We start from the raw sequence: 21,981 nt of genomic DNA on the forward strand, positions 1-21,981 counted from the left end.
CGCGGGGAGGGGGCCCGCGGCGATCGGAGTTCACGCGGTTGCCGCCGGCCGGCGGTGAGGGGTCAGAGGACGGCCAGGGTGAAGGCGGCGTTGAGCCGGGCGGTCGCGGAGGACGTCTGGACCAGAACAGTGGTGGCGTTGTTCCCGCACAGGGGCTGAGTGGAGCGGGCGACCTCGATGAACACGCGCTTGCCGCCGCTGAGGTTCACCGAGACCTCCGACACCGCGGTCCTGACGTCGAAGCCCGACGCGGAGACCTTCACGCAGTATTCGCCGAGCGCCACCCGTTTGACCGAGGAGACGGCCTTCGCCCGCACCAGCGTGCCGTCCGCGGCGACGACGGCCGCGGCCCGCGCGTAGGGGGCGACGGCGACCGGCACGGCCGCCGGTGCCTTGTCCGGTGCCCTGTCCGGCGGCGCGGCCGCGACGGCTCCGGCGGTGAGCGCGGACACGGCCACCACCGTCACCGCGATGACCTGCGACTTCTTGAGAGCAATCATGGGAGAGCCTCCTCGACGAACCCGATCGGATCGCTACTCACAGTGGCCGATGACTCCTTTGGGTAGCCAGCGGTGCGGGTCTGCTTCACCCCAACGAGCAGTGCCGCCTGCCGCCTTGACCGCGCCGGCCGAGCCGGAACGAAGGCATCGACGGCATCGACGGGTTCGCAACGGTTCTGGTGGGCCCTCGCCGCCTTTCGTCAGAGGGAGACCCGGGCTGTTCTGCCGGCGGTGAACCCCGGCCCGACCGGGCTCGACGATCACTACAGTCCGGACTCATGACAACGATGACGACCCGCACCGTCGAGTACCCGGCCGACGGTCTGACGATGATCGGGCACCTCGCGCTCCCGGCCGGTGTCGACCGCCGGCCCGCGGTGCTGCTCGGACCGGAGGGCATGGGGCTCAGCGACGTCGAGCGCCGCAGGGCCGACGCGCTCGCCGAACTGGGATACGTCGCGCTGGCCTTCGACCTCCACGGCGGGCGCTATTTGGGCGACCCCGAGGAGATGCTGGCCCGTTGCATGCCGCTGCTCGCCGACCCCGACCGAATGCGGGGCATCGGCCACGCGGCGCTCGACGTGCTGCGCGCCGAACCGCGGACCGACCCCGACCGGATAGCCGCCGTCGGCTACGGCACCGGGGGCGCCATCGCGCTGGAACTCGGCCGCGACGGCGTCGACCTGCGCGCGATCGGGACGGTCAACGCAACCATCACGGGCCGACCCGGCGAGGCAGCGCGCATTCGCTGCCCGGTGTGGGCCGGGGTCGGATCGGAAGACCCGATCATGGCGCCCGCGCAACGGGACGCGTTCACCGCCGAGATGCAGGCCGCGGGCGTCGACTGGCGCCTCGCGGTCTACGGCGGCGCCTTGCACGCCTTCCACCACCCGCCGGTCGACCACCCCGCGGTCCCCGGCGTCGGCTACCACCCGCAGCACGCGCGGCGCGCCTGGCGCGACGTCGTCGACCTGCTCGCCGAGTGCCTGCCCGTGACGGAGGACCTGGGGGTATGACCCGGGCGGTATGACCCGGGCCCCCTCCTGCCCCGCCTGATCGGCCGCCGTGCCCGCGGGCCGGATGCTGGCGGCCCGTCCATGCCGTGAGGACCGGTTCGACCCATGCCCCCTGCTCGCCGTCAAGTCGCCGCAGTACGAGGTGCGTTCGCGTACGGATCGCGCGGACAGGGCGCGGGCTGTGCGGCCGCGCATTCATGGCCGCGGGGGCGGCCCCGCACCCGGCCCGATGTGGTCCCGGCCGACAAGGCCTACGCCTCACGCGCCATCCGCGAGCACAGCTGAAGCAATGGCACGGCCTCGCCACCACCTACGGCAAGACCGCGACCATCCACCTCGCCGGACTCCACCTCGCAGGCATCCTCATCTGGTCCGCCCGATGATCCAAACGAAACGGGTCAATACACCTAGGTGAGCCGCAGGATGCGCTCGGCGTTCGCGTGCGCGACCTTGGCCTTGTCCGGTGGGGCCAGGGGCGCGGTGCGCATGAACTCGGCCGCCGTCGCGGTCGGCTCGAACGGGTAGTCGATCGAGAACATCACGTTGTCGACGCCGATGGTCTGGATCGCGTCGACCAGCGCCGCGTGCGAGAACACGCCGGAGGTGGTGATCGCGATGTTCGTTCCGAAGTACTCCGAGGGCGCCTTCTTCAGCGGCCGCTGCACGTCGGGGTCGAGATCGCGGTAGCGGGCGTCGACGCGGTAGAGCTGCGCGGGCAGGAACTCGCCCATGTGCCCCAGGATGATCCGGGCGCCGGGGAACCGGTCGAAGACGCCGCCGAAGACCAGCCGCAGTGCGTGCCCGCCCGTGCTGTGGTTCCAGCCCCACGTCGCGTGCTCCAGCCCCGGGTACCCCTTGACCACGTTCCAGTGGTCGGACGGCACGGGGTTCGGGTGGATGTAGAGCGGGACGCCGAGGTCGTGCAGGGTCTCCCAGAACGGCGCGTACTGCGGCTCGTCCAGGTAGTGGCCGAGGGTGTGGTCGTTGACCAGGGCGCCGCACAGGCCGAGTTCCCCGATGGCGCGGCGCAGTTCGGCCGCGGCCCGCCTCGGGTCCTGCAACGGGACGGCGGCCAGGCCCTGGAACCGGCCCGGGTGCTCGGCGACGACGGTGGCGAGGAAGTCGTTGGCCTTGCGGGCGTCGGCCACCGCGATCCGCGGGTCCGGCTGCGTCTGGACACCGGGGGCGGTCAGCGAGAGCACCTGCAGGTCGACGCCGTTCCGGTCCATGTCCGCGAGCCTGAACTCGGTGAAGTCAGGCAGCAACCGCCCTACGTTCGCGAGCACTTCGGGCTTCAGGGGGATATGGCCGACCGGCGAGCCCTTGGTCTGGAGCTCGTCGTACCAGAACGCTTCCTCCAGGGCGATCAGCTTCATCGGAGCGCCTCTCATCCATCCGTTCCGCTTGAGTCACGGATCGGCGGTGCCGTCGGCGGAAGGGCGGCGGGCACCGCGTAAACCATTAAGTAGCTTAATGGTTCTCGGTGCTACGGTAACACGGTGCCCAGCGAAGACAAGTCGACCCAGGAACCGCTCGCCAAGCTGCTGTGGCGGGCGCACAACTGGTTCCGTACGGCCGTGACCACGCACCTTGAGGACGGCGCCGGCGGGGTGAGTCCGGCGCACGCGACGCTGCTGAGCCAGCTCGATCCGGACGGCATGCCGATGTCCGACCTGGCCCGGCAGATGGGTGTGAGTCCCCCGGCGACCCATCAGATGGTCCACCAGCTCGCCGCCCTCGGGCTGCTCCAGGTGGTGCCGAACCCCCGCTCGGGACGGTCGAAGCTCGTCGTGCTCACGCCGGAAGGTCTCACCCGCCGCCGGCAGGCGCTGGACGTACTCGACGATCTGGAGGCGGAGTTGGCGCAGCGGATCGGGAAGCGGCGGGTCACGGCGCTGCGTGACGCGCTCGAACAGGGCTGGGGTGACACCGCCGCCGTGGACCGTGCGTCCACGGCGGAGGGTGCGTAGCCCGGATTGGTGTGGCCCGGTTTGGTGTGGCCCGGATTGGCGTGGCCCGAATTGGCGTAGCCGGGAACGTGCGTGCGCCCGCCCGTCAGTCGGGGCGGGCGCACGACGGCCGGCCGTTGGCAGGCGACCGTTGACGGTCAATGGCCGGCCGTTGACGGGGCGAGGGTTCAGACGCCCTCGTTGATGTCCACGTCGGCCGGGGTGGTGCTGAGTTCCTCGCCGAAGTAGGCGCCGACCCCGCTGGTGCCCATGGTGGAGGAGCCGAAGTTGGCGGTGCCGGTGCCGGTCAGACCGGTGGTGGTGCCGTGCAGCACCCAGACCGCGCCGGTGCCGGCGTTCTCGTCCGGGTCGCCGATCACCACCTGCGCCGGGTCGGAGGGCGTCGCCGGGAGCGCGCCGACCACGGCGCCGAACTTGTCGCCGCTCTCGGAAGCGCCGGGTACGCCGTCGGAGTTCTGCGTGAAGACCTGGGAGCCGGTCCCGGTGACACCCTTCGAGGAGCCGAGCAGGAGAAGGAACGAGCCCGCGTTGGTCAGCCCGTCGTAGTCCTCACCGGGCACGCCCGCGACGACGTCGGCGTACCCGTCGCCGTTGACGTCACCGACCGCCACGGATGCGCCCATCGCGTCGCCGGTCTCGCCGACGCCCGGGACGCCCGGGGTGTCCTGGTTGATCCACACCGGCGGGAGGGTGGTGCTCTGACCGTGGGCGCCGCCGTAGACGATCGTGACGGCGCCGCCCTTGACCGGCAGGTCCTCGTCGCTGTCGTAGTAGTCGGTGCTGTGGCCGAAGACGATGTCCCCGTAGCCGTCGCCGTTCACGTCGCCGATCGCCACGCTCTGGCCGGGCACCCGCATCCCGCTGGTCTGCTTGGCGTATCCGGTGTAGGTGAAACCGTTCGCGCCGCCCAGCAGCAGGTAGCCGCGGTAGGAGTCGGGCTCGTCCGTGTCGGTGACCAGGGCCACGAGGTCGGTGGTGCCGTCGCCGTTGATGTCGCCCGCCGCGATGCTGTGCAGGCTCACCGTGTCGCCGCCCTCCATATCCCACAGGTTGAGGTCGGAGACCGAGGCGACCTTGCCGTCCGTGCCGATCCCGGACAGCGTCCGCAGGGTCTGGCTGCCGTAGGAGGTGACCAGTTCCTGCTTTCCGTCGCCGTTGAAGTCGCCGGCCTGGAGGAAGGCGCCGACCCCCGCGTGCGCGGTGGCGCCGGTGTCGATGGCGGTGGCGTTGCCCAGACCGGACGCGCTGCCCCACAACACGGTCAGCATGCCCGCGTCGACACCGGACGCGTCGGTGCCGATGTCCTCCCCGGAGGCGCCGACCACGAGGTCGGTGTAGCCGTCACCGTTGAGGTCCACCGGCACCACCGTGGACCCGAACCGGTCAAGTGCCTCGGAGCCGCCGGGGATTCCGGGGCTGTCCTGCGCGAACAGGTAGTGCTTCGCCTGGTCGACGCCGCCGGCCGCGCCGTACACCACCGACACGTAGCCGGCCTCGGACTTGCCGCTGGCGGTCCCGTACGGCGAACCGACCGCCATGTCGGCGTGGCCGTCCCCGTTGAAGTCGACGACCTGCGCCTTCTGGGTGGCTTTGGCCCCCGCGGTGGCCGCGTGCGCGGTGCCGCCGGGGGCGGCCTGGGCCACCGCCGCCGGTGCGACCACCGCGCTGACCACGGCCACGGCAGCCGCCAGCGCCAGCCGGTGGGCGCGACGGGGGATACGTTGAGACATTCGGGCTCCGTTCAACGATGATGCGACGACCGGATGATGTTCCGGTGAACTCCCGCGACGTAGGACTCACCGGCCCGGGGAACAGTTGTACGGGCGGAAGGGATCGGTCCGTGGGCCCGCGACGGGCCCGGGCCGTTGTCGGCGGTCGGCTCTCGGCTTTCGGCGATTCGGCGTTTCGGCGTTCGGCTTTCACTGCCGGCCGTTCGCCGGGGTCACCAGGCCAGGGCGAGGTCCATCGTCTGCTGCCAGTAGGTGGTGGCGAGGGAGTCGTCGATGTAGACGCCCTTGGCGGGCAGCGGGGGGTGGGCGGCACTGCCGACGCTGCCGACACCGGAGCGGCCGGAGAAGTAGACCTCCAGGCTCTTCACCGTGCGGCCGTTCGTGCCACTGCCGTCACTCGCGGACAAGGCGACCGAGGCGTAGCCGGACTGGCCCGGCTCCAGGGTGACCACGGCCTGCGGCACGGAGTCCTTGATCACCGGCGGCACCGCCTGCGCGCCGGTGAACCGCAGCTCCGGGTAGTTGTAGAGATAGCAGGTCCTGCTGCCGGTGTTGGTGACCGTGAGCAGCATGTGGTTCACCGGACGGTTCAACGGGGCCGCCACCACCTTCGTGTCGGAGCCCTGGCACGTGACCGGCTTCCCCGAGGCGGCCGGGACCTTGGTGGGAACACCCTTCGCCGCCGGCCGGTTGGCACCGGACCCCGCCGACGGCTTGACCCCGGACGGCGCCGTGGTGGCCGGCGCGGACACGCCGTCAGCGGAACCCGCGGCCGTGGAACCCGCCGCCGAGGAAGCGCCCGCCGAGGTGACACCCGCCGAAGGCGCCAGGGTCGCCGAGACGTCGGCCGTCGAAGCACCCTCGTTCCTGCTGCCCGATCCGTCGTCACCGCACGCGGTCAGGGAGAGCGCGCCCAGCACGACGGTCGCGGCGGCACCGAGGAGACGGCTACGGGTGTTTCGGATGATGGACATGAGGTCGTACCTCTTTCGCGGTTCTGGTGGTCGGAGTGCTTGGATGAGGGGAGCTTGTGGGGAGATCCGTCCCAACCGCCACGCACGGCGGACAGTTGGGGACACTGGAACGCAGAACGCCGCTCTGAGCAGGGGGAACACAGTGCCCCTGGAACGCTGGAACGGGACACTGCGAAATGGAGGCACGGGTGTCGGGTGCGGCAGGAGCCAGGGAGACGGACCAGTTCGCGACGCTTCTGCGCGAGCTCAAGGACCGCTCGGGACTGAGCTACGGGGGGCTGGCCAAGCGGCTGCACATGAGCACGTCGACGCTGCACCGCTACTGCAACGGGACCGCGGTCCCGAACGAGTACGCGCCGGTGGAACGCCTCGCACGCGCGTGCCGGGCGACCCCGCAGGAACTCGTGGAACTGCATCGGCGCTGGGTGTTGGCGGACGAGGCGCGCAGGGTCAGGGGGGACCAGGCGGCGGCGACGCGGGCGGAGGCGGCGGCTTCGGGTGACGCCGGCGCGGGTACGGTCGCGGGCGCGGCGGCGGGCGCGGCAGCCGGTCCGGCCGCGGACACGGCGTGGGCCCCCGCCCCCGCACCTGCCCCGACCCCGACCCCGGCCCCGGATTCAGCCCCGGATTCAGCTCAGGGCGCCGGTTGGGCCGATCCCGCGGCCGAGGCGGGCGCGCCGCAGACGGCGGGCACCGGATCAGCGGCCGAGTCGGACCGTACCGCGGCACTTCCCGCCTCCTCCCCTGGACCGTCGCCCGCACCGGGACTGACAGCGGGACCCGCGCAGGACGCGGACGGCGGACCGGACGAGCCGGACGGCCAGGTCGTCGTGCGGCTGCCGCGTGGCCCCTCGTCGCCGCGGCGGCGCCGCAACGCGCTGATCGCCTCCGCCGCGGCGGCCGCCGTGCTCGCGACGACGGCGCTCGTGGCGCACCCATGGGACCGGGCCGGCGACAACGGCCGTGACCAGCAGGCCGTCGGCGCCACCGCGAGCAGCGACACGGCCGACGCGAAGGCGCCGTCCACCACCCCGTCGCCGACCGGGTCGCGGCACACCCGCTCCGCGTCGCCGTCGACCCCCGCGAGCAGCAGCACGTCCGGTGCCCCGCAGGGCGTGACCACCCAGGGCGCGAAGTCGACGCCCACCGGGAGCAGCAGCAAAGGCACCCCGCTCACCGTCGGCGTCCGCCCCTACGCCTTCGACGATCCGTGCCGCCAGCACTTCCTCGTCGACAGCGCACCCGCGCAGGTCGGCCCGCCCGGGAACGAGCAGGACGCGCCGCGCTGGGCCGCCGCGTACGGCGGGGTCTCCTCGGGCGAGCAGCGGATCGCCCTCACCATCCAGGGCACCGGCTCGGACACCGTCGTCCTACAGGCGCTGCACGTACGCGCCATCAGCAGCGGCGCCCCGCTCGCCTGGAACGACTACTCGATGGGAGTCGGCTGCGGTGGCGGCGTGGACGTCAAGACCTTCGACATCGACCTCGACAACGGCAGCCCCACGGCCACGGTCCTGAACGGTCAGCGCAACTTCCCCTACAAGGTCAGCGAGTCCGACCCGGAGGTCTTCTACGTCACCGCGCACACCAAGGCGCACGACGTCCGCTGGGACCTGAGCCTGGACTGGTCCAGCGGCACCCGCAGCGGCACGATCAGCATCAACGACAAGGGCACCCCCTTCCACACCAGCGCAGACGTCGACCGCCCCGGCTACGACTACCCCAACGGCGGCAGCGACTGGATCAAGCGCGACAGCTGACCGGCTTCCCAAGGTCGTACGCGGTACGGTCCCGCCAGCGTGTGCCGTCCCAGACGATCAGGTGGACCGCGCGGACGTGCCTGGTCAGCGGCAGGGACGCGGCGAGTTCGGCCTCGCACGCGTCGTGCGCGGCGCCGGAGTCCGCGGGGTCGTCGCTGACCGCGACCGTCAGGTGCGGGCCGGGCCCCGGACCGAAGATCCCCCGGTACGGCAGCGCTTCGGGCCAGCGCCGCGTGAGGTCCTTGGTCAGCGCGACCACCGGATCGTGCGGCCACGGGTCGAGGTAGAGCACGCCGGGATAGCGGCCGAACTCGCCGAACGTCAGGGTGAACGCGTCGTGCCCGGCGAAGAGTTCGGCCAGTTCACGGTGGACTCGCGCGTCGATGCGGCTCTCGTGCAGGAACGGGTAGAGCACGGTCACATGCGCGGGGAACCCGACCCGGACCAGCGGGTCCGCCTCGGGAACCTTGATGGTGAGTGCGGTGTCGCCGGGGATGTCCGGCCACCCGTCCTCCTCCTGCGCGCGCTGCGTGGTCTGCATGCTGCTCCTGTCTGCGCGACCTTTCGGGCCCTGACCGCGGGAGACCGCGCCCCGGCGAGACCTGAACCGGCTTCGGCCCGGCCCCGGCCCGGCCCTGGTCGTGACGTGTCCGGCCGCTCCTGGCGTATCGCAACACCGGCGATCACCGCGGCCACACCGATGATGTCGCGCCAGGTGGGTATCTGGCCAAGCACGACCAGCCCGATCACGGTGGACGACGCGGGCAGCAGCGCCAGCAGGAAGGCGAAGACGGACCGCGGCAGCCGGGCCATGGCCAACTGATCGCTGGCGTAGGGAATGACGGAGGAGCAGACTCCCACCCCGATCCCCCACAGCAGCCACAGCAGCCACAGCAGCCACAGCAGGTGAACGAAGGCGGTGCCGGCATCGCCGAACCCGAGGGGCTCACCGGCCAGGCGTACATCGGTGAGAACCGCCACCCCACCGACGGCCAGGGCGAGCGCGGCGAGGTTGCGGCCGCTGCGGGTCCCGACGAGGGCCAGGACGACCACCCCGAGGAACTCGATCGCCCCACCGTCGACAACGGCAGCCGGTCGACGGCCAGATAGAACATCGCGTTCATCGCGGCGAGCAGCACGCCGAGCGCCACGAACAGCCCGCGTCGGGCCGGGGCCGCCTGCCGGAGTACCCGCAGCGGGCGCCGCCAGAGCAGGAACACCGCGGCCGCGCCCGCGATCCGCAGCCACGCGACACCCAGGACCCCGACGCGCGAGAAGAGCAGGACCGCCAGCGACGGTCCGAGGTAGGGGAAGACCGCGCTGCACAGGATGAACACCGCGGGCGGCGCGCTGGTGGGGACACCCGACAGCCGCGAGCCGACCCGGAGGGCGCTCGGCGCAGGGCTCCACCGTCCGACGGTCACCCGTGCCCCAGCACCGGGTGCGGGCGGTACGGAGCCTCCAACCTCCGTACCTCTGCGTCGTCCAGCTCCAACTCGACGGCGGCGACCGCGTCGTCCAGATGCGCGGGCCGGGTCACCCCGACGATCGGCGAGACGACCCCCGGCCGCCCCTGCAGCCACGCCAGCGCGACCTGCGCCGGCGGCACCCCGCGCTCCCGCGCGACCTCCGCCACCGTGTCCACCACGGTGAAGTCGTCGTCCGTGTAGTGCTCTTCGGCCAGCGGGTCGCTGCGGCCCCGGACCGTGCTGCGTCCACCGCCACGGGTGCGGCTGCCGGTCAGGAACCCGCGGGCGAGCGGGCTGTACGGCAGCACGCCGACGCCGAGGTCGCGGCAGAGCGGGATCATCTCCCGCTCCTCCTCGCGGTAGGCGAGGTTGTAGAGGTTCTGCATCGACACGAATCCACTCCACCCGTGGGCGCGGGCGGTGTACTGCGCCTTGGCGAACTGCCACGCGTACATGCTGGACGCCCCCGGATATCGGACCTTTCCCGCCCGCACGAGTTCGTCGAGGGCGCACATCGTCTCCTCGATCGGGGTCGCGTCGTCCCATCGGTGAATTTGGTACAGGTCGATGTGGTCGGTGCCCAGCCGGCGCAACGACGCGTCCACCGCGGCGTGCAGGTGCTTGCGGGACAGGCCCCGCGAGGTAGGCGCGTCGCCCATCGGGAAGTACACCTTCGTGGCGAGCACAAAGTCGTCGCGGGAGCCGAAGACCTCGCGCAGCAGAGTGCCGGTGACCTCCTCACTCGCGCCCTGGTCGTACATGTCCGCGGTGTCGAAGAACGTCACGCCCGCCTCCGCCGCCGCCCGCACCAGGGGCAGCGCCGCGTCAGCGTCCAGGTGCCAGGCGCGGCGCGAGGTGGAGCCGTAACTCATCATCCCCAGCCCGACCCGCGACACGACCAGGCCGGACGACCCGACGCGCGAATACCGCATGCTTCCCCTTGTCCCGCCGAAATGGCGTCGTATTCGCTGTTTACGACCTTGACCGCCCGGCTATTCTCCTCTGCACCGGGCTTCCGTTGAAGCCGATATTGAAGCCCAAGGAGCGAATGTGCCTGGAAAATCCAAGAAGAAGAGGCGGATTTCCTTTGGCGAGCCACACCCGGCCCTGGACGAGATGAACGTCAGACTCCTCGCCGAACTCCACCGCAACCCACGCCTGTCCATGTCCGCCCTCGCCCGCATCGTCGGCATGTCGGCGCCCGCCGTCACCGACCGGGTGCGCCGGCTGGAGGAGGACGGCATCATCACCGGCTTCCGCATGGCCGTCGACCCGTCCGCACTCGGCCTGCCCGTCACCGCCCTGGTACGGGTACGGCCCGGCCCCGGACAACTGCCCAACCTGATGGCCCTCGCGACCGACCACGAACAGGTCAGCGAATGCCACCGGCTCACCGGCGAGGACTGCCTACTGCTGAAGATCCACACGGCGACCATCGACGGCCTCGAAACCGTCCTCGACGAGTTCCTCCTCTACGGCCAGACCACCACATCCCTCGTCGTGGTGACCCCGGTACCACCACGCCCCCTTCCACTCCCCTCACCCGCCGAATAGGACTCCCCCACGGGCAGCACCGGGCGCCCATGAGTGAACACCGGGCCGAATCCGCCCCGTTGGACCTCCCGTCGACCCCTCAGAATTGGTCTGGACTATTGACAGGTTCAGACCATTTCCGTTTGAGTGCTGACTCCGGTCCCACTTCGCACCCCCACAAGGAGTGGCACGTGTCGAGACAACGCTTCATCGCCTTCCTCACCGCGCTCGCGGTCGCGGTCGGCTTGGCGGTCATGGTCCCCTTCGCATCCTCCGCTTCAGCCACGGACTGCGCCGCCGCCTGGAGTTCCTCCTCTGTCTACACGGGCGGCCAGACCGCCTCTTACAACGCGCACAACTGGTCGGCGAAGTGGTGGACCCAGGGCGAGACCCCCGGTTCCGCCGACGTCTGGGCCGACCAGGGCGCCTGCGGCAACTCGGGCGGTGGCACCGGCGGCTCGACCGGCGGCAACGACAGTTGCAGTTACCCCGCCTGGGTCGCGGGCCAGAACTACGTCACCGGCGACATCGTGCAGTACACCAACGGCAGCGACTACATCGCCACTCACGACAACCCGGGCTACGACCCGACCATCAGCACCTGGTACTGGAGCCCGTACAGCTGCTCCGGCGGTGGCGGCACCACGCCCCCGACCAACGGCGCATTCGTGGTCAGCGAGGCGCAGTTCAACCAGATGTTCCCGAACCGGAACTCCTTCTACACCTACGCCGGCCTGACCGCCGCCCTCAGCGCCTACCCGGGCTTCGCCACCACCGGCAGCGACACCGTCCAGAAGCAGGAGGCCGCGGCCTTCCTCGCCAACGTCAGCCACGAGACCGGCGGCCTCGTCTACGTCACCGAGATCGACAAGTCCGGCAACTACTGCGCCTCTGAGCCCTACGGCTGCCCTGCCGGCACCTACTCGTACTACGGGCGCGGCCCCATCCAGCTCAGCTGGAACTTCAACTACAAGGCCGCGGGCGACGCGCTCGGCGTCGACCTCCTGGACAACCCCAGCCTCGTCGAGACCGATCCCGCCATCTCCTGGAAGACCGGACTTTGGTACTGGGACACCCAGACCGGACCGGGCACCATGACCCCGCACGACGCCATGGTCAACGGCGCCGGCTTCGGCGAGACCATCCGCAGCATCAACGGCAGCATCGAGTGCAACGGCGGCAACCCCGCCGAGGTCCAGGACCGCGTCAACGCCTACGAGAACTTCACCTCCATCCTCGGCGTCCCCGCGGGCAGCAACCTCTCCTGCTGACCCGGACCCTGCTCCACCCGCGCACCGCGCACTGACGCGCCCCGCCCCCGGCGGGGCGCGTCGGCGTGCCGGGACGACGACCACCGCGAGCGCACCGCCGCCGGGCCGTCACCGGCCGGCCGGCGGGACGGTACTGAACGTCGTCTCGCCGCCGACGGCTATCGCCGGGACGTGGGAGCCGTGAGAGCCGCGGGCACGATCGCGGACCTTCTTGACGTAGAAGCGTGTGAACGCGGCGGGCAGGCCGAAGCCGAGGACCTGGACGATGACCCGGGGCAGAGTCCCGGAGCCGGCGGCCTCGCAGGCAAGGGTCGCAACTGCACTGAGCGTAAAACCGATCGTCCAGGCGCCGGTGAGCACCGTGCAGGTGCGCCGGAAGAGCGGAGTGGTCCAAACCTCCGGTGCGGTATGCCGCTTGGCGATGCCCAGGACGAACGGCCGCCGCACCAAAAGCGTCACCGCTGCTATCAGCGCCAGCCACGCCGAGGACAGTCCGCCGGCGACATCACGCAGCGGCGAGTGGGGGTCGGCGAAGGCCACCGCGGTCAGCGCACCGAAGTAGGCAACCGTGCCGAACTCCAATATCTGCGCGTCCGCGGTCACTCCCGCCCTGCGGTCCTTCACCAGAGAGAGCACGCCAAGGGCCAGCGCCAGAAGCGCCGCCCACTGCCAGGCGAGACTCGACACTACGGCGAACACGATCCAGGGGAGAAAGCCTCGCAGCTGGCTCACGGCGACTGTCCCTTCCGCTTATATGCGAATTGACGACCCGGGCGGGGATTTCCCGCTGCTCGAAAATGTACGGCGATGAAGGCGCCGCGTCCTCCACCCCCGGGTTGATTCCCGGGTGGAGAAATTTATCCACCCGGGCTCCACCCGTGGGGGGATGACGACTCCCGCCGCAGGTCGTAGCGTTGATGAAAACGAGGCCGGAGCACGCCTATTCGGGACGGGACCGGCGTCGGCCCCTTTCACCGCGCGAACAGGAAATGCGAGGATGCCATGTCCATGGCTATGGAATCGAATCAACGTCAGTACTGCAAACCGCCCGCGTCCACCGATCCGCAGGCGTTCCGCATCTCTCCCGCGGGCGCGATCGAGTACGGCCACGCGCCGGCGCCATGGACGGACACGACCATGCGCCTCCCCACGGCCCCTCCATCCCGCCGGCACCGGCACCCGCTCACCGCGATCCCGCGCGGGCCGGCCGAGCTCGACGTCGCCGAGGGCTCCTTCACCCACAGGCCGCACTGTTCTCCTCGGGTCAGACGCCGTCTCACGCGTCGTTGCGGTTCTTCCAGCGGAAGGTGAACAGGCACAGCAAGAGGCCGCCGACGCACCACGCGGCGAGGACCAGGGCGGTTCGGCCGAACTCCCAGGCGCCCGCCGGTTCGAGGGCCGCGGCCGCCTGCGGGAGGAAGACCCCGCGCAGCCCCTGGCAGAGCCACTTGAGCGGGAAGAAGGAGCCGACAGTGAGCATCCAGTTCGGAATCGTGTCAATGAGGATGTAGACGCCGGAGATGAACTGGAGCACCAGGAAGGGCAGGACCACCACGGAGGTGGCGCTGCGTCCGGACTTCGGCACGCTGCTGATCGCGATGCCGAGCAGCGCGCATCCGGTGATGCCCAGGACGAACACCCAGCCGAAAGTCAGCCACTTGACGGGCGTGGAGGGCAGGTCCACGCCGTACACGGTGGTGCCGAAGACGAGGAGGATCGCAGTTTCGAGGATGCCAGTGGTCAAGACCAGCCAGATCTTGCCGAGGAAGTACGCGGCCGGGGGCATCGGGGTGCCGCGCAGCCGCCGCAACACCTTCTCGTCCCGCTCGATCGCGATCGAGATGCCCAGTGACTGGAAGCTGGTCGACATGATGCCGGAGGCGATCATCGAGGTGACGTAGTACTGGGAGGCGCTGGTGCCCGTGTTCTTCATGTTGTCGCTGAAGATCGAGGCGAAGAGAAAGAGGAAGATGATCGGGAAGGCGAAGGTGAAGACGACCTGCTCACGCTGACGGAAGAAGAGCTTGATCTCCATCGCGCCCCGGTGCAGACCGAGTTGCCAGGCGCCGGGCAGCCGTGCGGTGGCGGTGCCGTCGTGGCCGCCGCGACGGCCGGCGCCCCGGCTGGTGCCGCCCGCGCCTCGCCCCTCGGCGGGACCGGGGTCGGTGCCGAGACTTGCGTCTGGGTCGGTGCATAGGCCGGCGCGCGGGCCGGCACCGGACGCGGGCTCGGGATCGGGATCGGGGTGGCCCGCGGGAGTCGGGGCATTCGCGGCGGTCATCGCGGGGCCTCCTGTCCGATGAGTCGCAGGTAGACGTCCTCAAGGGTCGGCTGGGTCACCCGCAGTCCGGGTATCTCCCCGTCGAAGCGGCGGGCGAGTTCGGTGACGACGCGGGTCGGGGTGTCGGTCTCCTCGGCGTGCGAGGTGCCGTCGGGGCCGGTCCAGTGGACGGTCGTGCGGGCGTCGGCGCGGCCGGCCAGCGTGCCGGGGGCGCCCTCGGCGACGACCTTGCCCGCGGTGATCACGGCGAGCCGGTCGGCGAGGGCTTCGGCCTCCTCCAGGTAGTGCGTGGTGAGGATGATGGTGGTGCCCTCGTCGGCGAGGGAGCGGATCAGTTCCCAGAACTGCCGCCGGGCCACCGGGTCGAAGCCGGTGGTGGGCTCGTCGAGGAGCAGCAGCCTCGGGTCGCTGATCACGCCGAGGGCCACGTCGAGCCGGCGGCGCTGGCCGCCGGAGAGCGCTTTGACACGACTGCCGGCCTTCGCTTCGAGCCCGACCAGCGCGATCACCTCCGCCGGGTCGCGCGGGCAGGGGTAGTAGCGGGCGAAGTGCCGGACCGTCTCACCGACGGTCAGTTCGCTCACCGCCGACTCGTCCTGCCATACGATGCCGACCTGCGCCTTCCAGGCCCGGTCGGCGGTGGCGGGGTCGGCGCCCAGGACGGTCACCTCGCCCTCGTCGCGGGAGCGGTGGCCTTGGAGGATCTCCACGGTGGTGCTCTTTCCGGCACCGTTGGGCCCGAGGATGCCGAACACCTCGCCCGCCCTGATGTCCAGGTCGAGCCCGTCCACCGCCATGACGTCGCCGTACCGCTTGCGAAGCCCCCGTACGCGTACCGCGTCCCCCTCAGCCATGCGACCAGTGTGCCGCGCTGGGGCCGCCGCTCGAACGGGAACGGCGAAACCGTACGAACGGATGAACGAGGCTGGGTCCGCGCCTGGTTGACGGCCGCACGTGGGTGCCGTTGTGTCCCGGTTGGATAACGGGCGGGCGGTGCGGGGGGTTCGTCCTTACTCTGACTGTCCTACCGGGTTCGCCAGGGGGGCACCCGGGATCGATCAGGGGACGTCAGGGACATCATGAATCGCTTTCGCATGCTCGCCGCCGGGTCCGTGGCCGGTGCGGCCGTCGCCGGGGCGCTGCTCGTGCCGACTCCGGCGAGCGCGTCGGCCGGGTCCGTGCACTTGCACAAGATCTACTACAACAGCCCGGGGGTGGACCGGCGGACGAACGCGAGCCTCAACGCGGAGTACGTGCAGATATCCAACACCACCGGCAAGTCGGCGAGTCTGAAAGGTTGGACCCTAACGGATGCGTCGAAGCACAAGTACACCTTCACCACTTACACACTTGGCGCTCACAAAACCGTGACCATACACACCGGCAAGGGGAGCAACACGGCCGCCAACCGGTATCAGGGTCGTTCCGCGTACGTCTGGAACAACGACAAGGACACGGCCACGCTCAGGTCTTCCAAGGGCACCAAGATCGACACCTGCTCGTACAACTCGACGCGGGTCGCGTACAAAATGTGCTGACGCCTCGACCAACCGCCGGGTAGGGCGGAACGGGCCACCAGGAGGGGCGGCGGATCGTCGTGACGATCGCCGTCCCTCCGCCGTTTCGGAGGGACGTTTTGGTATCCATGGAGTATCAAAGGCACAAAGGCGAGTGGCGGGTGAGACGGCGTTAGCAGGTATTTGACACGCCGGGAAACCCACTCGTAGAGTCAGCCCCCGTCAACTCCGAGTAATTCCCGGGCCAAGCGCGGCTCAGGGCGGAATTTCCGTTTTGGCGCGTTCTGACAGCCGTGACCACCCCCGCCCCACCGGGGAGACGGCTTCTACTGGCGACCGACACACGCGCCGACGATGGAGACTGAGGACGGGGATGCACGGTGAGTAGCCGGCACCAGCGCGAGCCACGAAAGAAGCCGCGGCACCCGTCCTTCGAAGGACGGTACATCTGGCACTCCGCCGCCGACGACCGGCAGTTGGCCGACGCCTGCGTGGATGTGCAGGCGGGCCGCTACCTGAGCGCCTCCGAAACCCTGCGGGAGACGCAGGACGACTTCGGCTTACGCGCGCATCGCTCGCTGGTGCTCGCCTCCGAGGCATGGGACTCGGACCTGACGGAGCGTTGGGTCGCCGAGGAGCCCTGCGCCGAGTCGGCGCTGCTGTGGGCCCGGGTCGCCGTCCTGCGGGCCCTGCGCGCCGCGGACAGCAAGGACGACCGCGCCACCGCGCTGTCCCGGATAGCCCTGGCCGCCTGCCAGCAGGCGGCCGGCCACGCACCGCAGGACCCGACCCCATGGGTGGCCCAACTCGCCCTGGCCCGCTTCCATCGGTCCTTCGACCCGGCCCCACAGGGCCTGCTGACCGCGCCGCCCGGACCCTGGCGGCTGCTGTCCCACATCCTGCGGCTCGACCCCTGGAACCGCGAAGCGCACCACCGCTTCCTGTCCATCTACTTCCCCCGCAACGGCGGCCGCGCGTCCGAAGTCTGGGACGTGGCCGCCTTCCTGAGTCAACGGGCCCCCAGCGGATCACCGCTGTCGCTGCTCCCCCTGGTGGCCCTGGTCGAGAACTACAACCCGTCGGCACCACTCGCCTACAAGATGTGGGAGCAACCGCCGTGGAGCACCGCGGCGTTGAGCATTTACCACAAGTGGCTCCCGAACGTGGCCGGTTACCGGTTCACGCCGGTGGTGGATCTGTCGTACCTCGCGCACGCGCTGGTCATGGCGCGCAAGGAGTTCGAGGCGCGGGCGGCCTTCATGTTGATGGGCCCGTATGCCTCACGCATGCCCTGGAGCGCGTTCGGCGCCCCGGAGGAACAGCTCACGAAGGCCCGAGAGGCATGCGGCCTCACCGTGCCCGGCGGTCCGTGAGCCCATACCGGTACCGGTCGACCAGATCCCACCAGAATGGACGGTTCGCATGTCTGACCCAGCAGTGACCAGCCGCGACAGGAGAACGGACCAGGCGGCACCGATCGCCCTGGACGACGACGCCACGCTGCATGCGATGGGCTACCCGCGGAAATTGACCCGGCGATTCCGGGCATTCGACAATTTCGCGATCTCTTTCACCATCATCAACATCATTTCCGGCATCTTCTCGGCGTTCGGGATGGGAATGGCCGGCGGCGGCCCGCGCATCCTGATCTTCGGCTGGATCGGGGTGTCGGTGATGGTGCTCTTCGTCGGGGCCGCCATGGGCGAGATCGCCTCGGCGTACCCGACCAGCGGTGCGCTGTACTTCTCCGCGGGCAAGCTCGCCAAGCGGCACAACGGCGCCTGGTCCTGGTACACCGGCTGGCTCAACTTCATCGGCCAGGTGGCCGGCACCGCCGCCACCGACTACGCCGCCGCGACCTTCATCCAGTCGTACATAGCCATGCAGTGGGACTACACGCCCACGCTCAAGAAGACCGTGCTGATCACCGCGGCCATCCTGCTGGTCCACGCGCTGCTCAACACGTACACCGTTCGGTTGGTCGCCCTCATCAACCGGATCTCCGTGTGGTGGCTGATCATCGGCCTGCTGGTGATCGTGATCTCGCTGATCTCGGTGCCCTCGCACCACCAGCACGCGAGCTACGCCTTCCACTACGTCAACACCACCGGCTTCCACAGCGCGATCTACGCCGGGCTGCTCGGTCTGCTGGTCACGAGCTGGACCTTCACCGGCTTCGACGGCAGCTTCCACATGTCCGAGGAGACCGTCCAGGCCACCGTCAACGCCCCCAAGGGCATCGTGCGCGCCATCGGCTACTCGGCGATCACCGGCCTGATCCTCATGGTCGCGCTGGTGTACTCGATCCGTGACTACGGCAGCGAGGTCACGTCGTCCGCGCCGCCGGTCCAGATCCTGATCGACGCGCTCGGCCAGGGCCTGTCCAAGGCGATCCTGGTCATCATCATCGGCGCCATGCTCTTCTGCGGCCTGGCCAACATGACCTCCAACACCCGCATGATCTTCGCGTTCTCGCGGGACGGCGCCATGCCCGGCTCGCGGCTGTGGCACTCCGTCTCCCCGCGCACCCGCACGCCCGTCAAGGCGGTCTGGCTGGCCGCGGCCTCCTCGCTGGTGCTGGTGCTGCCGGGCTGGTGGTCGCACACCGCGTTCAGCGCCGTGGTCAGCGTCAACGTGGTGGGCCTGTTCCTTTCCTACGGCATCCCGATCTTCCTGCGGCTGCGCCTGAAGGACGAGTTCGCCGCCGGCCCGTGGCACCTCGGCCGCTGGAGCAAGCCGGTCGGCATCGTCGCGGTACTGTGGATCATCACCAGCAACGTGCTGTTCATGCTGCCGCAGGCCACCCCGATCACCGCGAGCACCTTCAACTACGCACCGATCGCCCTCGCGGCGGTCCTGGTGATCGCGACCCTGTGGTGGTTCGCCACGGCCCGCAAGTCCTTCCACGGACCGGTCAGTTACGGCGGTCCCGACGAGGTCGCGGCGATGGACCTGGTCTGAGCGGCGGTCACCGCGCCGACGCAGCGGACCAGGCAGTAGCCAAGCGGGGAGTTCCAGCGGGACGATCCAGCAGGACGACCAGGCGGAGCGGCCCGGCAGAGGACCGGCAGCGCGCCGGCGGACCGGCACCATGCCGGCGGAAGGAGAGGAACGTGCGGGACGACCTCACCGTCACCCAGGCGACGGCTGCCGAGTGGGACGAGATCGTGGCGTGGACCGCCGGCGAGGGCTGGAACCCCGGCCACGGCGACGCGGCCCACTTCCTCCCCAGCGATCCGGCCGGCTTCTTCGTCGGCCGGCTGGACGGCCGCGTCGTGTCGGCCGTCTCGGTCGTGGTGTACTCCCCCGAGTACGCCTTCCTCGGCTACTACCTGGTCCATCCCGACCACCGCGGCACCGGCCTCGGCCTCGCCACCTGGCACGCCGCGCTGCCCCACGCCGAGGGCCGGGTGATCGGCCTCGACGGGGTTCCGGCGCAGCAAGCCACCTACGCGCGTGCCGGTTTCGCCCCGGCCTACCGCAACGTCCGCCACACCGGCCGTCCGCGCACGGCCGGTGCGGCGACGGACCCCGCCGTCCTCGCGGTGCAGCCGCACCACCACCGGGCGATCGCGGCGTACGACCGCGGCTGCTTCCCCGCCGCCCGCGCCGACTTCGTGTCCCGCTGGCTCACCGACGACGGCCACACCGCCCGGGTGCTGCTCGGTGCCGACGGCGGCGTCCGCGGGTACGGCGTCATCCGCCCGGCACACCAAGGCCACCGCGTCGGACCGCTGTTCGCGGACACCGCCGAGGAGGCCGGCGTCCTCTTCGACGCCCTCGTCGCCACGCTGCCGCCCGGGGCGGAGGTGTCCATCGACATCCCCGACCTGTACCCGGCAGCGGCGAAGCTCGCCGCCGACCGCGGCCTGACCGCCAGTTCGGAGTGCCTGCGGATGTACAGCGGCACGGCGCCGGTGAGCCGCGTCGAGGCGGTCTACGGCACCACGTCCCTCGAACTCGGCTGACGGCACTGCTGACCGGCACGGCTGACCGGCTCGGCCGATCGGACGGGCCGCATGACGGATCAGCCGACCGGCATGACCTCGATCGACGGCCGCCCCGGCGAGTCCAGGTACAACCGCTCCTTCCTGCCGTCCTGTTCGAGCTCGACCGTGAGCCGGTAGGGGTAGCGGCCGGGGGCGAGAGTGGCGACCACCGCGCCGGCCCAGTAGCAGTAGACCGGGGTGTACGGGTCCCGCATCCGGTCGGGCACGCCGTACCTCTTCAGGTCGGTGCAGACCTTCACCTCGGCGACGTCGTCCTCGTCGCCCTCCTCGCCGTCGAGGAAGACGACCCCGCCGATCCTGGGCAGCGGTGGCCAACTGCCGTCCGGGCGAGGCGACATGGCGATCGGCCGGACGATCCAGTTGAGCACCTGGCCCTGCTTGCAGACCGTCCGCAGGTCGGCGGTGCCCTGGCCCGCGCCGCCGACGCTGTTGTCCATCATGAAGACGGCGCCGTCCAGGGAGCGGGCGGCGGTGGCCTTGGCCACGTCCACGAAGGTGACGACGTTGAGCTGGACGGAGTTGAGCTGACCGGGGTAAGGACGGTCGGGGTCGGGCCGACCGGGCCGGTCGGAACCGGAGCCGAGGCCGTCGGGGTCGCGCCGCTGCCCGGCCGATGTCGTGGCGGGTCTCATGGCGGTGCGGTCACCTCTCCCAGGCCAGCAGCGGCGACAGTTCGGTGACCATCGGCTCGTTCCTGCTGCCCAGCAGGAACGCGATGCGGTACGGCGTGGCCGGGATGGCGTCCTTCTTCACGGTGCCGGTCCAGTACGAGATGTCGGTGCCCGGGTAGATCTTCCGGACCGGCTCGCACACCGACGGGTCGATCTCGACGGCGTCGATGGCCAGATACGCCTCGCACTCCAACGGGATCGCGGACCACAGGAGTTGGTCGCCGGCCCGGACCACGGTACGCAGTTGCTCGGTGCCGTGACCGGTCGAGCCGGCCGCCTTCCCGGTGTCGTAGAGGTACAGGTTGCGGTGCAGGGCGCCCGTGGCGAGCGCGCCCACCACGTCGATCACCGCGGCGATCGAGATCGGCCGCCGTTCGTCGTCCCGGCCCCGGCCTCCGCCGGCCGAACCCGCCCCGCTCGTCTGGTGCTTCGCCGCGGTCATCGCCCATCCCCTTCCGGCTTGCGGCAGTCCGCCGCGCCTGTGCCGAACCCGGCGGCAGCTGCGCGGATCGGCAGCGGCCCCAGTCCGGCCTTGGTGAACCCGTTGCGCTTCGGGGCGGTCCTGATCCTGACCGCCGAGTCGTACGCCAGCCGCACCGGCTCCCATCTCCACTGCCCGTCGCTCTCCACCGGTTCGTGCAGTTCGATCCGCATCGTGTAGCCGTACGTGCCCGGCCGGGTGGTGTCGACGGACGCGGACCAGTACCAGCCGTCGGTGACCTGGTCGGGCGAGCCGTAGACCGCCGGGTGGAGCACGCCCTTGTCGACCGCCTCGCCGACGATGGCACCGAGCACCGGCTCGGGGTGGGCGTGGCCCGCGGGGAACCAGCCGGACCTCGGGGTGTGGAGCCCGCCGGTGATGTCGGCGACCCGGCCGACCGGCTTGCCGCCCGGTTTGCCCACCGGCTTGCCGCCCGACGTGCCGCCCGCGCGGGCCGGGGTCCTGGCGGTGCCACGGCCGCGTTCGGCCGCGAGGTAGCCGCGCGGGACGGTCGGCGGGATCGAACCGAGGCTGTACAGCGCCCAGTTGATCACCTGCTCGTCGGCCTGCGAACCGTCGCTCCAGTAGCTGCCGTTGATCGCGGTGATCAGGTCCGCGCTGCCCTGGCCGACCGAGCCCTGGAGCCGCGCGTTGTCGAGGAGGTGGATGCTGCCCTCCAGGGTCCGGCTCTCCAGGGCGGCGGCGACGTCCACCAGCACGACGACCGCCACTTGCTGGTTCATACGGCCCACCTTCCTTCTTCCTTGTACGGGCGCGGTGCGCGGCGTGCGGTGTGTG

22 protein-coding genes are annotated in these 21,981 nt (G+C 70.6%); 10 read left to right on the forward strand and 12 right to left on the reverse strand.

What is annotated here, in order from left to right; genetic code table 11:
• Positions 1 to 62 precede the first annotated feature (62 nt).
• Positions 63 to 500, reverse strand: a complete 438-nt coding sequence (locus tag ACIPAE_RS19975; RefSeq protein WP_402446757.1) for a hypothetical protein — start codon at positions 498 to 500, stop codon at positions 63 to 65.
• 278 nt (positions 501 to 778) lie between these two features.
• Here ACIPAE_RS19975 and ACIPAE_RS19980 point away from each other — a divergent pair, with 278 nt between their 5' ends.
• Positions 779 to 1,516, forward strand: coding sequence for a dienelactone hydrolase family protein (locus ACIPAE_RS19980; RefSeq protein WP_329364377.1), 738 nt, complete (start codon positions 779 to 781; stop codon positions 1,514 to 1,516).
• A gap of 407 nt (positions 1,517 to 1,923) precedes the next feature.
• Here ACIPAE_RS19980 and ACIPAE_RS19985 read toward each other — a convergent pair whose 3' ends face one another.
• On the reverse strand, positions 1,924 to 2,907 hold the full coding sequence (locus ACIPAE_RS19985; RefSeq protein ID WP_402446759.1) for an amidohydrolase family protein: 984 nt from the start codon (positions 2,905 to 2,907) through the stop codon (positions 1,924 to 1,926).
• A gap of 108 nt (positions 2,908 to 3,015) precedes the next feature.
• Between ACIPAE_RS19985 and ACIPAE_RS19990 the strand changes: the two genes are divergently transcribed.
• On the forward strand, positions 3,016 to 3,486 hold the full coding sequence (locus tag ACIPAE_RS19990) for a MarR family winged helix-turn-helix transcriptional regulator (RefSeq protein WP_402446762.1): 471 nt from the start codon (positions 3,016 to 3,018) through the stop codon (positions 3,484 to 3,486).
• Between the two features lie 167 nt (positions 3,487 to 3,653).
• Here the strand turns inward: ACIPAE_RS19990 and ACIPAE_RS19995 are convergent, their stop codons facing one another.
• Both ACIPAE_RS19995 and ACIPAE_RS20000 read right to left on the reverse strand, forming a co-directional pair.
• On the reverse strand, positions 3,654 to 5,216 hold the full coding sequence (locus ACIPAE_RS19995) for an FG-GAP and VCBS repeat-containing protein (protein WP_402446765.1): 1,563 nt from the start codon (positions 5,214 to 5,216) through the stop codon (positions 3,654 to 3,656).
• Positions 5,217 to 5,428: 212 nt separating this feature from the next.
• Positions 5,429 to 6,190 carry a DUF4232 domain-containing protein gene (locus tag ACIPAE_RS20000; RefSeq protein WP_402446768.1) on the reverse strand — a complete coding sequence of 254 codons (762 nt, stop codon included), beginning with the start codon at positions 6,188 to 6,190 and terminating at the stop codon, positions 5,429 to 5,431.
• Between the two features lie 188 nt (positions 6,191 to 6,378).
• On the opposite strand from ACIPAE_RS20000, the gene ACIPAE_RS20005 reads away from it, so the two are divergent.
• Positions 6,379 to 7,950 (forward strand): helix-turn-helix domain-containing protein, encoded by a 1,572-nt coding sequence (locus tag ACIPAE_RS20005; protein ID WP_402446770.1) that lies wholly within the window; start codon positions 6,379 to 6,381, stop codon positions 7,948 to 7,950.
• Here ACIPAE_RS20005 and ACIPAE_RS20010 read toward each other — a convergent pair.
• The gene (locus ACIPAE_RS20010) at positions 7,934 to 8,491 is read right to left on the reverse strand and encodes a 2'-5' RNA ligase family protein (protein ID WP_402446773.1); all 558 of its coding nucleotides are present in this window, start codon (positions 8,489 to 8,491) and stop codon (positions 7,934 to 7,936) included. The genes ACIPAE_RS20005 and ACIPAE_RS20010 overlap by 17 nt on opposite strands.
• A 365-nt stretch (positions 8,492 to 8,856) precedes the next feature.
• On the opposite strand from ACIPAE_RS20010, the gene ACIPAE_RS20015 reads away from it, so the two are divergent.
• Positions 8,857 to 9,060, forward strand: coding sequence for a hypothetical protein (locus ACIPAE_RS20015; RefSeq protein ID WP_402446776.1), 204 nt, complete (start codon positions 8,857 to 8,859; stop codon positions 9,058 to 9,060).
• A 310-nt stretch (positions 9,061 to 9,370) separates the two neighbouring features.
• Here the strand turns inward: ACIPAE_RS20015 and ACIPAE_RS20020 are convergent, their stop codons facing one another.
• Positions 9,371 to 10,351: an aldo/keto reductase gene (locus tag ACIPAE_RS20020; protein ID WP_402446779.1), complete on the reverse strand. Its 981-nt coding sequence runs from the start codon at positions 10,349 to 10,351 to the stop codon at positions 9,371 to 9,373.
• A 184-nt stretch (positions 10,352 to 10,535) separates the two neighbouring features.
• Between ACIPAE_RS20020 and ACIPAE_RS20025 the strand changes: the two genes are divergently transcribed.
• Together ACIPAE_RS20025 and ACIPAE_RS20030 are read left to right on the forward strand one after the other, a co-directional pair.
• On the forward strand, positions 10,536 to 10,973 hold the full coding sequence (locus tag ACIPAE_RS20025; protein WP_402446781.1) for an Lrp/AsnC family transcriptional regulator: 438 nt from the start codon (positions 10,536 to 10,538) through the stop codon (positions 10,971 to 10,973).
• 233 nt (positions 10,974 to 11,206) lie between these two features.
• Positions 11,207 to 12,223: a glycoside hydrolase family 19 protein gene (locus ACIPAE_RS20030; RefSeq protein WP_402446918.1), complete on the forward strand. Its 1,017-nt coding sequence runs from the start codon at positions 11,207 to 11,209 to the stop codon at positions 12,221 to 12,223.
• A 108-nt stretch (positions 12,224 to 12,331) separates the two neighbouring features.
• Here ACIPAE_RS20030 and ACIPAE_RS20035 read toward each other — a convergent pair whose 3' ends face one another.
• The 3 genes from ACIPAE_RS20035 to ACIPAE_RS20045 form a co-directional block, all read right to left on the reverse strand.
• Positions 12,332 to 12,955, reverse strand: coding sequence for a hypothetical protein (locus ACIPAE_RS20035; protein ID WP_402446784.1), 624 nt, complete (start codon positions 12,953 to 12,955; stop codon positions 12,332 to 12,334).
• A 544-nt stretch (positions 12,956 to 13,499) separates the two neighbouring features.
• Positions 13,500 to 14,258 carry an ABC transporter permease gene (locus ACIPAE_RS20040; RefSeq protein ID WP_329373873.1) on the reverse strand — a complete coding sequence of 253 codons (759 nt, stop codon included), beginning with the start codon at positions 14,256 to 14,258 and terminating at the stop codon, positions 13,500 to 13,502.
• Between the two features lie 242 nt (positions 14,259 to 14,500).
• Positions 14,501 to 15,358, reverse strand: coding sequence for an ABC transporter ATP-binding protein (locus ACIPAE_RS20045; RefSeq protein ID WP_366411929.1), 858 nt, complete (start codon positions 15,356 to 15,358; stop codon positions 14,501 to 14,503).
• A 240-nt stretch (positions 15,359 to 15,598) separates the two neighbouring features.
• Here ACIPAE_RS20045 and ACIPAE_RS20050 point away from each other — a divergent pair, with 240 nt between their 5' ends.
• The 4 genes from ACIPAE_RS20050 to ACIPAE_RS20065 all read left to right on the forward strand — a co-directional run bounded on the left by ACIPAE_RS20050 (position 15,599) and on the right by ACIPAE_RS20065 (position 19,989).
• The gene (locus ACIPAE_RS20050) at positions 15,599 to 16,042 is read left to right on the forward strand and encodes a lamin tail domain-containing protein (RefSeq protein WP_329364402.1); all 444 of its coding nucleotides are present in this window, start codon (positions 15,599 to 15,601) and stop codon (positions 16,040 to 16,042) included.
• Positions 16,043 to 16,467: 425 nt separating this feature from the next.
• Positions 16,468 to 17,394, forward strand: coding sequence for a hypothetical protein (locus ACIPAE_RS20055; protein ID WP_329373875.1), 927 nt, complete (start codon positions 16,468 to 16,470; stop codon positions 17,392 to 17,394).
• A 136-nt stretch (positions 17,395 to 17,530) separates the two neighbouring features.
• The gene (locus ACIPAE_RS20060; protein WP_328474546.1) at positions 17,531 to 18,982 is read left to right on the forward strand and encodes an amino acid permease; all 1,452 of its coding nucleotides are present in this window, start codon (positions 17,531 to 17,533) and stop codon (positions 18,980 to 18,982) included.
• A 152-nt stretch (positions 18,983 to 19,134) separates the two neighbouring features.
• Complete coding sequence (locus ACIPAE_RS20065; RefSeq protein ID WP_402446788.1) at positions 19,135 to 19,989, forward strand: GNAT family N-acetyltransferase; 855 nt, start codon at positions 19,135 to 19,137, stop codon at positions 19,987 to 19,989.
• 59 nt (positions 19,990 to 20,048) lie between these two features.
• Here ACIPAE_RS20065 and ACIPAE_RS20070 read toward each other — a convergent pair whose 3' ends face one another.
• Genes ACIPAE_RS20070 through ACIPAE_RS20080 form a run of 3 tightly spaced genes read right to left on the reverse strand, consistent with a single transcriptional unit; the run spans position 20,049 to position 21,926 of the window.
• Positions 20,049 to 20,663 (reverse strand): hypothetical protein, encoded by a 615-nt coding sequence (locus ACIPAE_RS20070; protein WP_402446790.1) that lies wholly within the window; start codon positions 20,661 to 20,663, stop codon positions 20,049 to 20,051.
• Positions 20,664 to 20,673: 10 nt separating this feature from the next.
• Entirely contained in the window at positions 20,674 to 21,144 is a 471-nt protein-coding gene (locus tag ACIPAE_RS20075) for a hypothetical protein (RefSeq protein ID WP_402446793.1), read from the reverse strand.
• Positions 21,141 to 21,926 carry a hypothetical protein gene (locus ACIPAE_RS20080; RefSeq protein WP_366411933.1) on the reverse strand — a complete coding sequence of 262 codons (786 nt, stop codon included), beginning with the start codon at positions 21,924 to 21,926 and terminating at the stop codon, positions 21,141 to 21,143. Before ACIPAE_RS20080 ends, ACIPAE_RS20075 begins: the two co-directional genes overlap by 4 nt.
• Positions 21,927 to 21,981: the final 55 nt, after the last annotated feature.

This window comes from Streptomyces sp. NPDC087270 (assembly GCF_044744625.1).
In the GTDB taxonomy this organism is placed as follows: domain Bacteria; phylum Actinomycetota; class Actinomycetes; order Streptomycetales; family Streptomycetaceae; genus Actinacidiphila.

What these genes read in the sequence shown, in the direction of transcription:
- ACIPAE_RS20075 (WP_402446793.1), bottom strand. Translation starts at nt 21,144, where the DNA reads ATGACCGCGGCGAAGCACCAGACGAGCGGGGCGGGTTCGGCCGGCGGA.
- ACIPAE_RS20060 (WP_328474546.1), top strand. Translation starts at nt 17,531, where the DNA reads ATGGGCTACCCGCGGAAATTGACCCGGCGATTCCGGGCATTCGACAAT.
- ACIPAE_RS20045 (WP_366411929.1), bottom strand. Translation starts at nt 15,358, where the DNA reads ATGGCTGAGGGGGACGCGGTACGCGTACGGGGGCTTCGCAAGCGGTAC.
- ACIPAE_RS19995 (WP_402446765.1), bottom strand. Translation starts at nt 5,216, where the DNA reads ATGTCTCAACGTATCCCCCGTCGCGCCCACCGGCTGGCGCTGGCGGCT.
- ACIPAE_RS20050 (WP_329364402.1), top strand. Translation starts at nt 15,599, where the DNA reads ATGCTCGCCGCCGGGTCCGTGGCCGGTGCGGCCGTCGCCGGGGCGCTG.
- ACIPAE_RS19985 (WP_402446759.1), bottom strand. Translation starts at nt 2,907, where the DNA reads ATGAGAGGCGCTCCGATGAAGCTGATCGCCCTGGAGGAAGCGTTCTGG.
- ACIPAE_RS20025 (WP_402446781.1), top strand. Translation starts at nt 10,536, where the DNA reads ATGAACGTCAGACTCCTCGCCGAACTCCACCGCAACCCACGCCTGTCC.
- ACIPAE_RS20040 (WP_329373873.1), bottom strand. Translation starts at nt 14,258, where the DNA reads ATGGAGATCAAGCTCTTCTTCCGTCAGCGTGAGCAGGTCGTCTTCACC.
- ACIPAE_RS20030 (WP_402446918.1), top strand. Translation starts at nt 11,207, where the DNA reads ATGGTCCCCTTCGCATCCTCCGCTTCAGCCACGGACTGCGCCGCCGCC.
- ACIPAE_RS19975 (WP_402446757.1), bottom strand. Translation starts at nt 500, where the DNA reads ATGATTGCTCTCAAGAAGTCGCAGGTCATCGCGGTGACGGTGGTGGCC.
- ACIPAE_RS20010 (WP_402446773.1), bottom strand. Translation starts at nt 8,491, where the DNA reads ATGCAGACCACGCAGCGCGCGCAGGAGGAGGACGGGTGGCCGGACATC.
- ACIPAE_RS20070 (WP_402446790.1), bottom strand. Translation starts at nt 20,663, where the DNA reads ATGAGACCCGCCACGACATCGGCCGGGCAGCGGCGCGACCCCGACGGC.
- ACIPAE_RS20020 (WP_402446779.1), bottom strand. Translation starts at nt 10,351, where the DNA reads ATGCGGTATTCGCGCGTCGGGTCGTCCGGCCTGGTCGTGTCGCGGGTC.
- ACIPAE_RS20000 (WP_402446768.1), bottom strand. Translation starts at nt 6,190, where the DNA reads ATGTCCATCATCCGAAACACCCGTAGCCGTCTCCTCGGTGCCGCCGCG.
- ACIPAE_RS19980 (WP_329364377.1), top strand. Translation starts at nt 779, where the DNA reads ATGACAACGATGACGACCCGCACCGTCGAGTACCCGGCCGACGGTCTG.
- ACIPAE_RS20080 (WP_366411933.1), bottom strand. Translation starts at nt 21,926, where the DNA reads ATGAACCAGCAAGTGGCGGTCGTCGTGCTGGTGGACGTCGCCGCCGCC.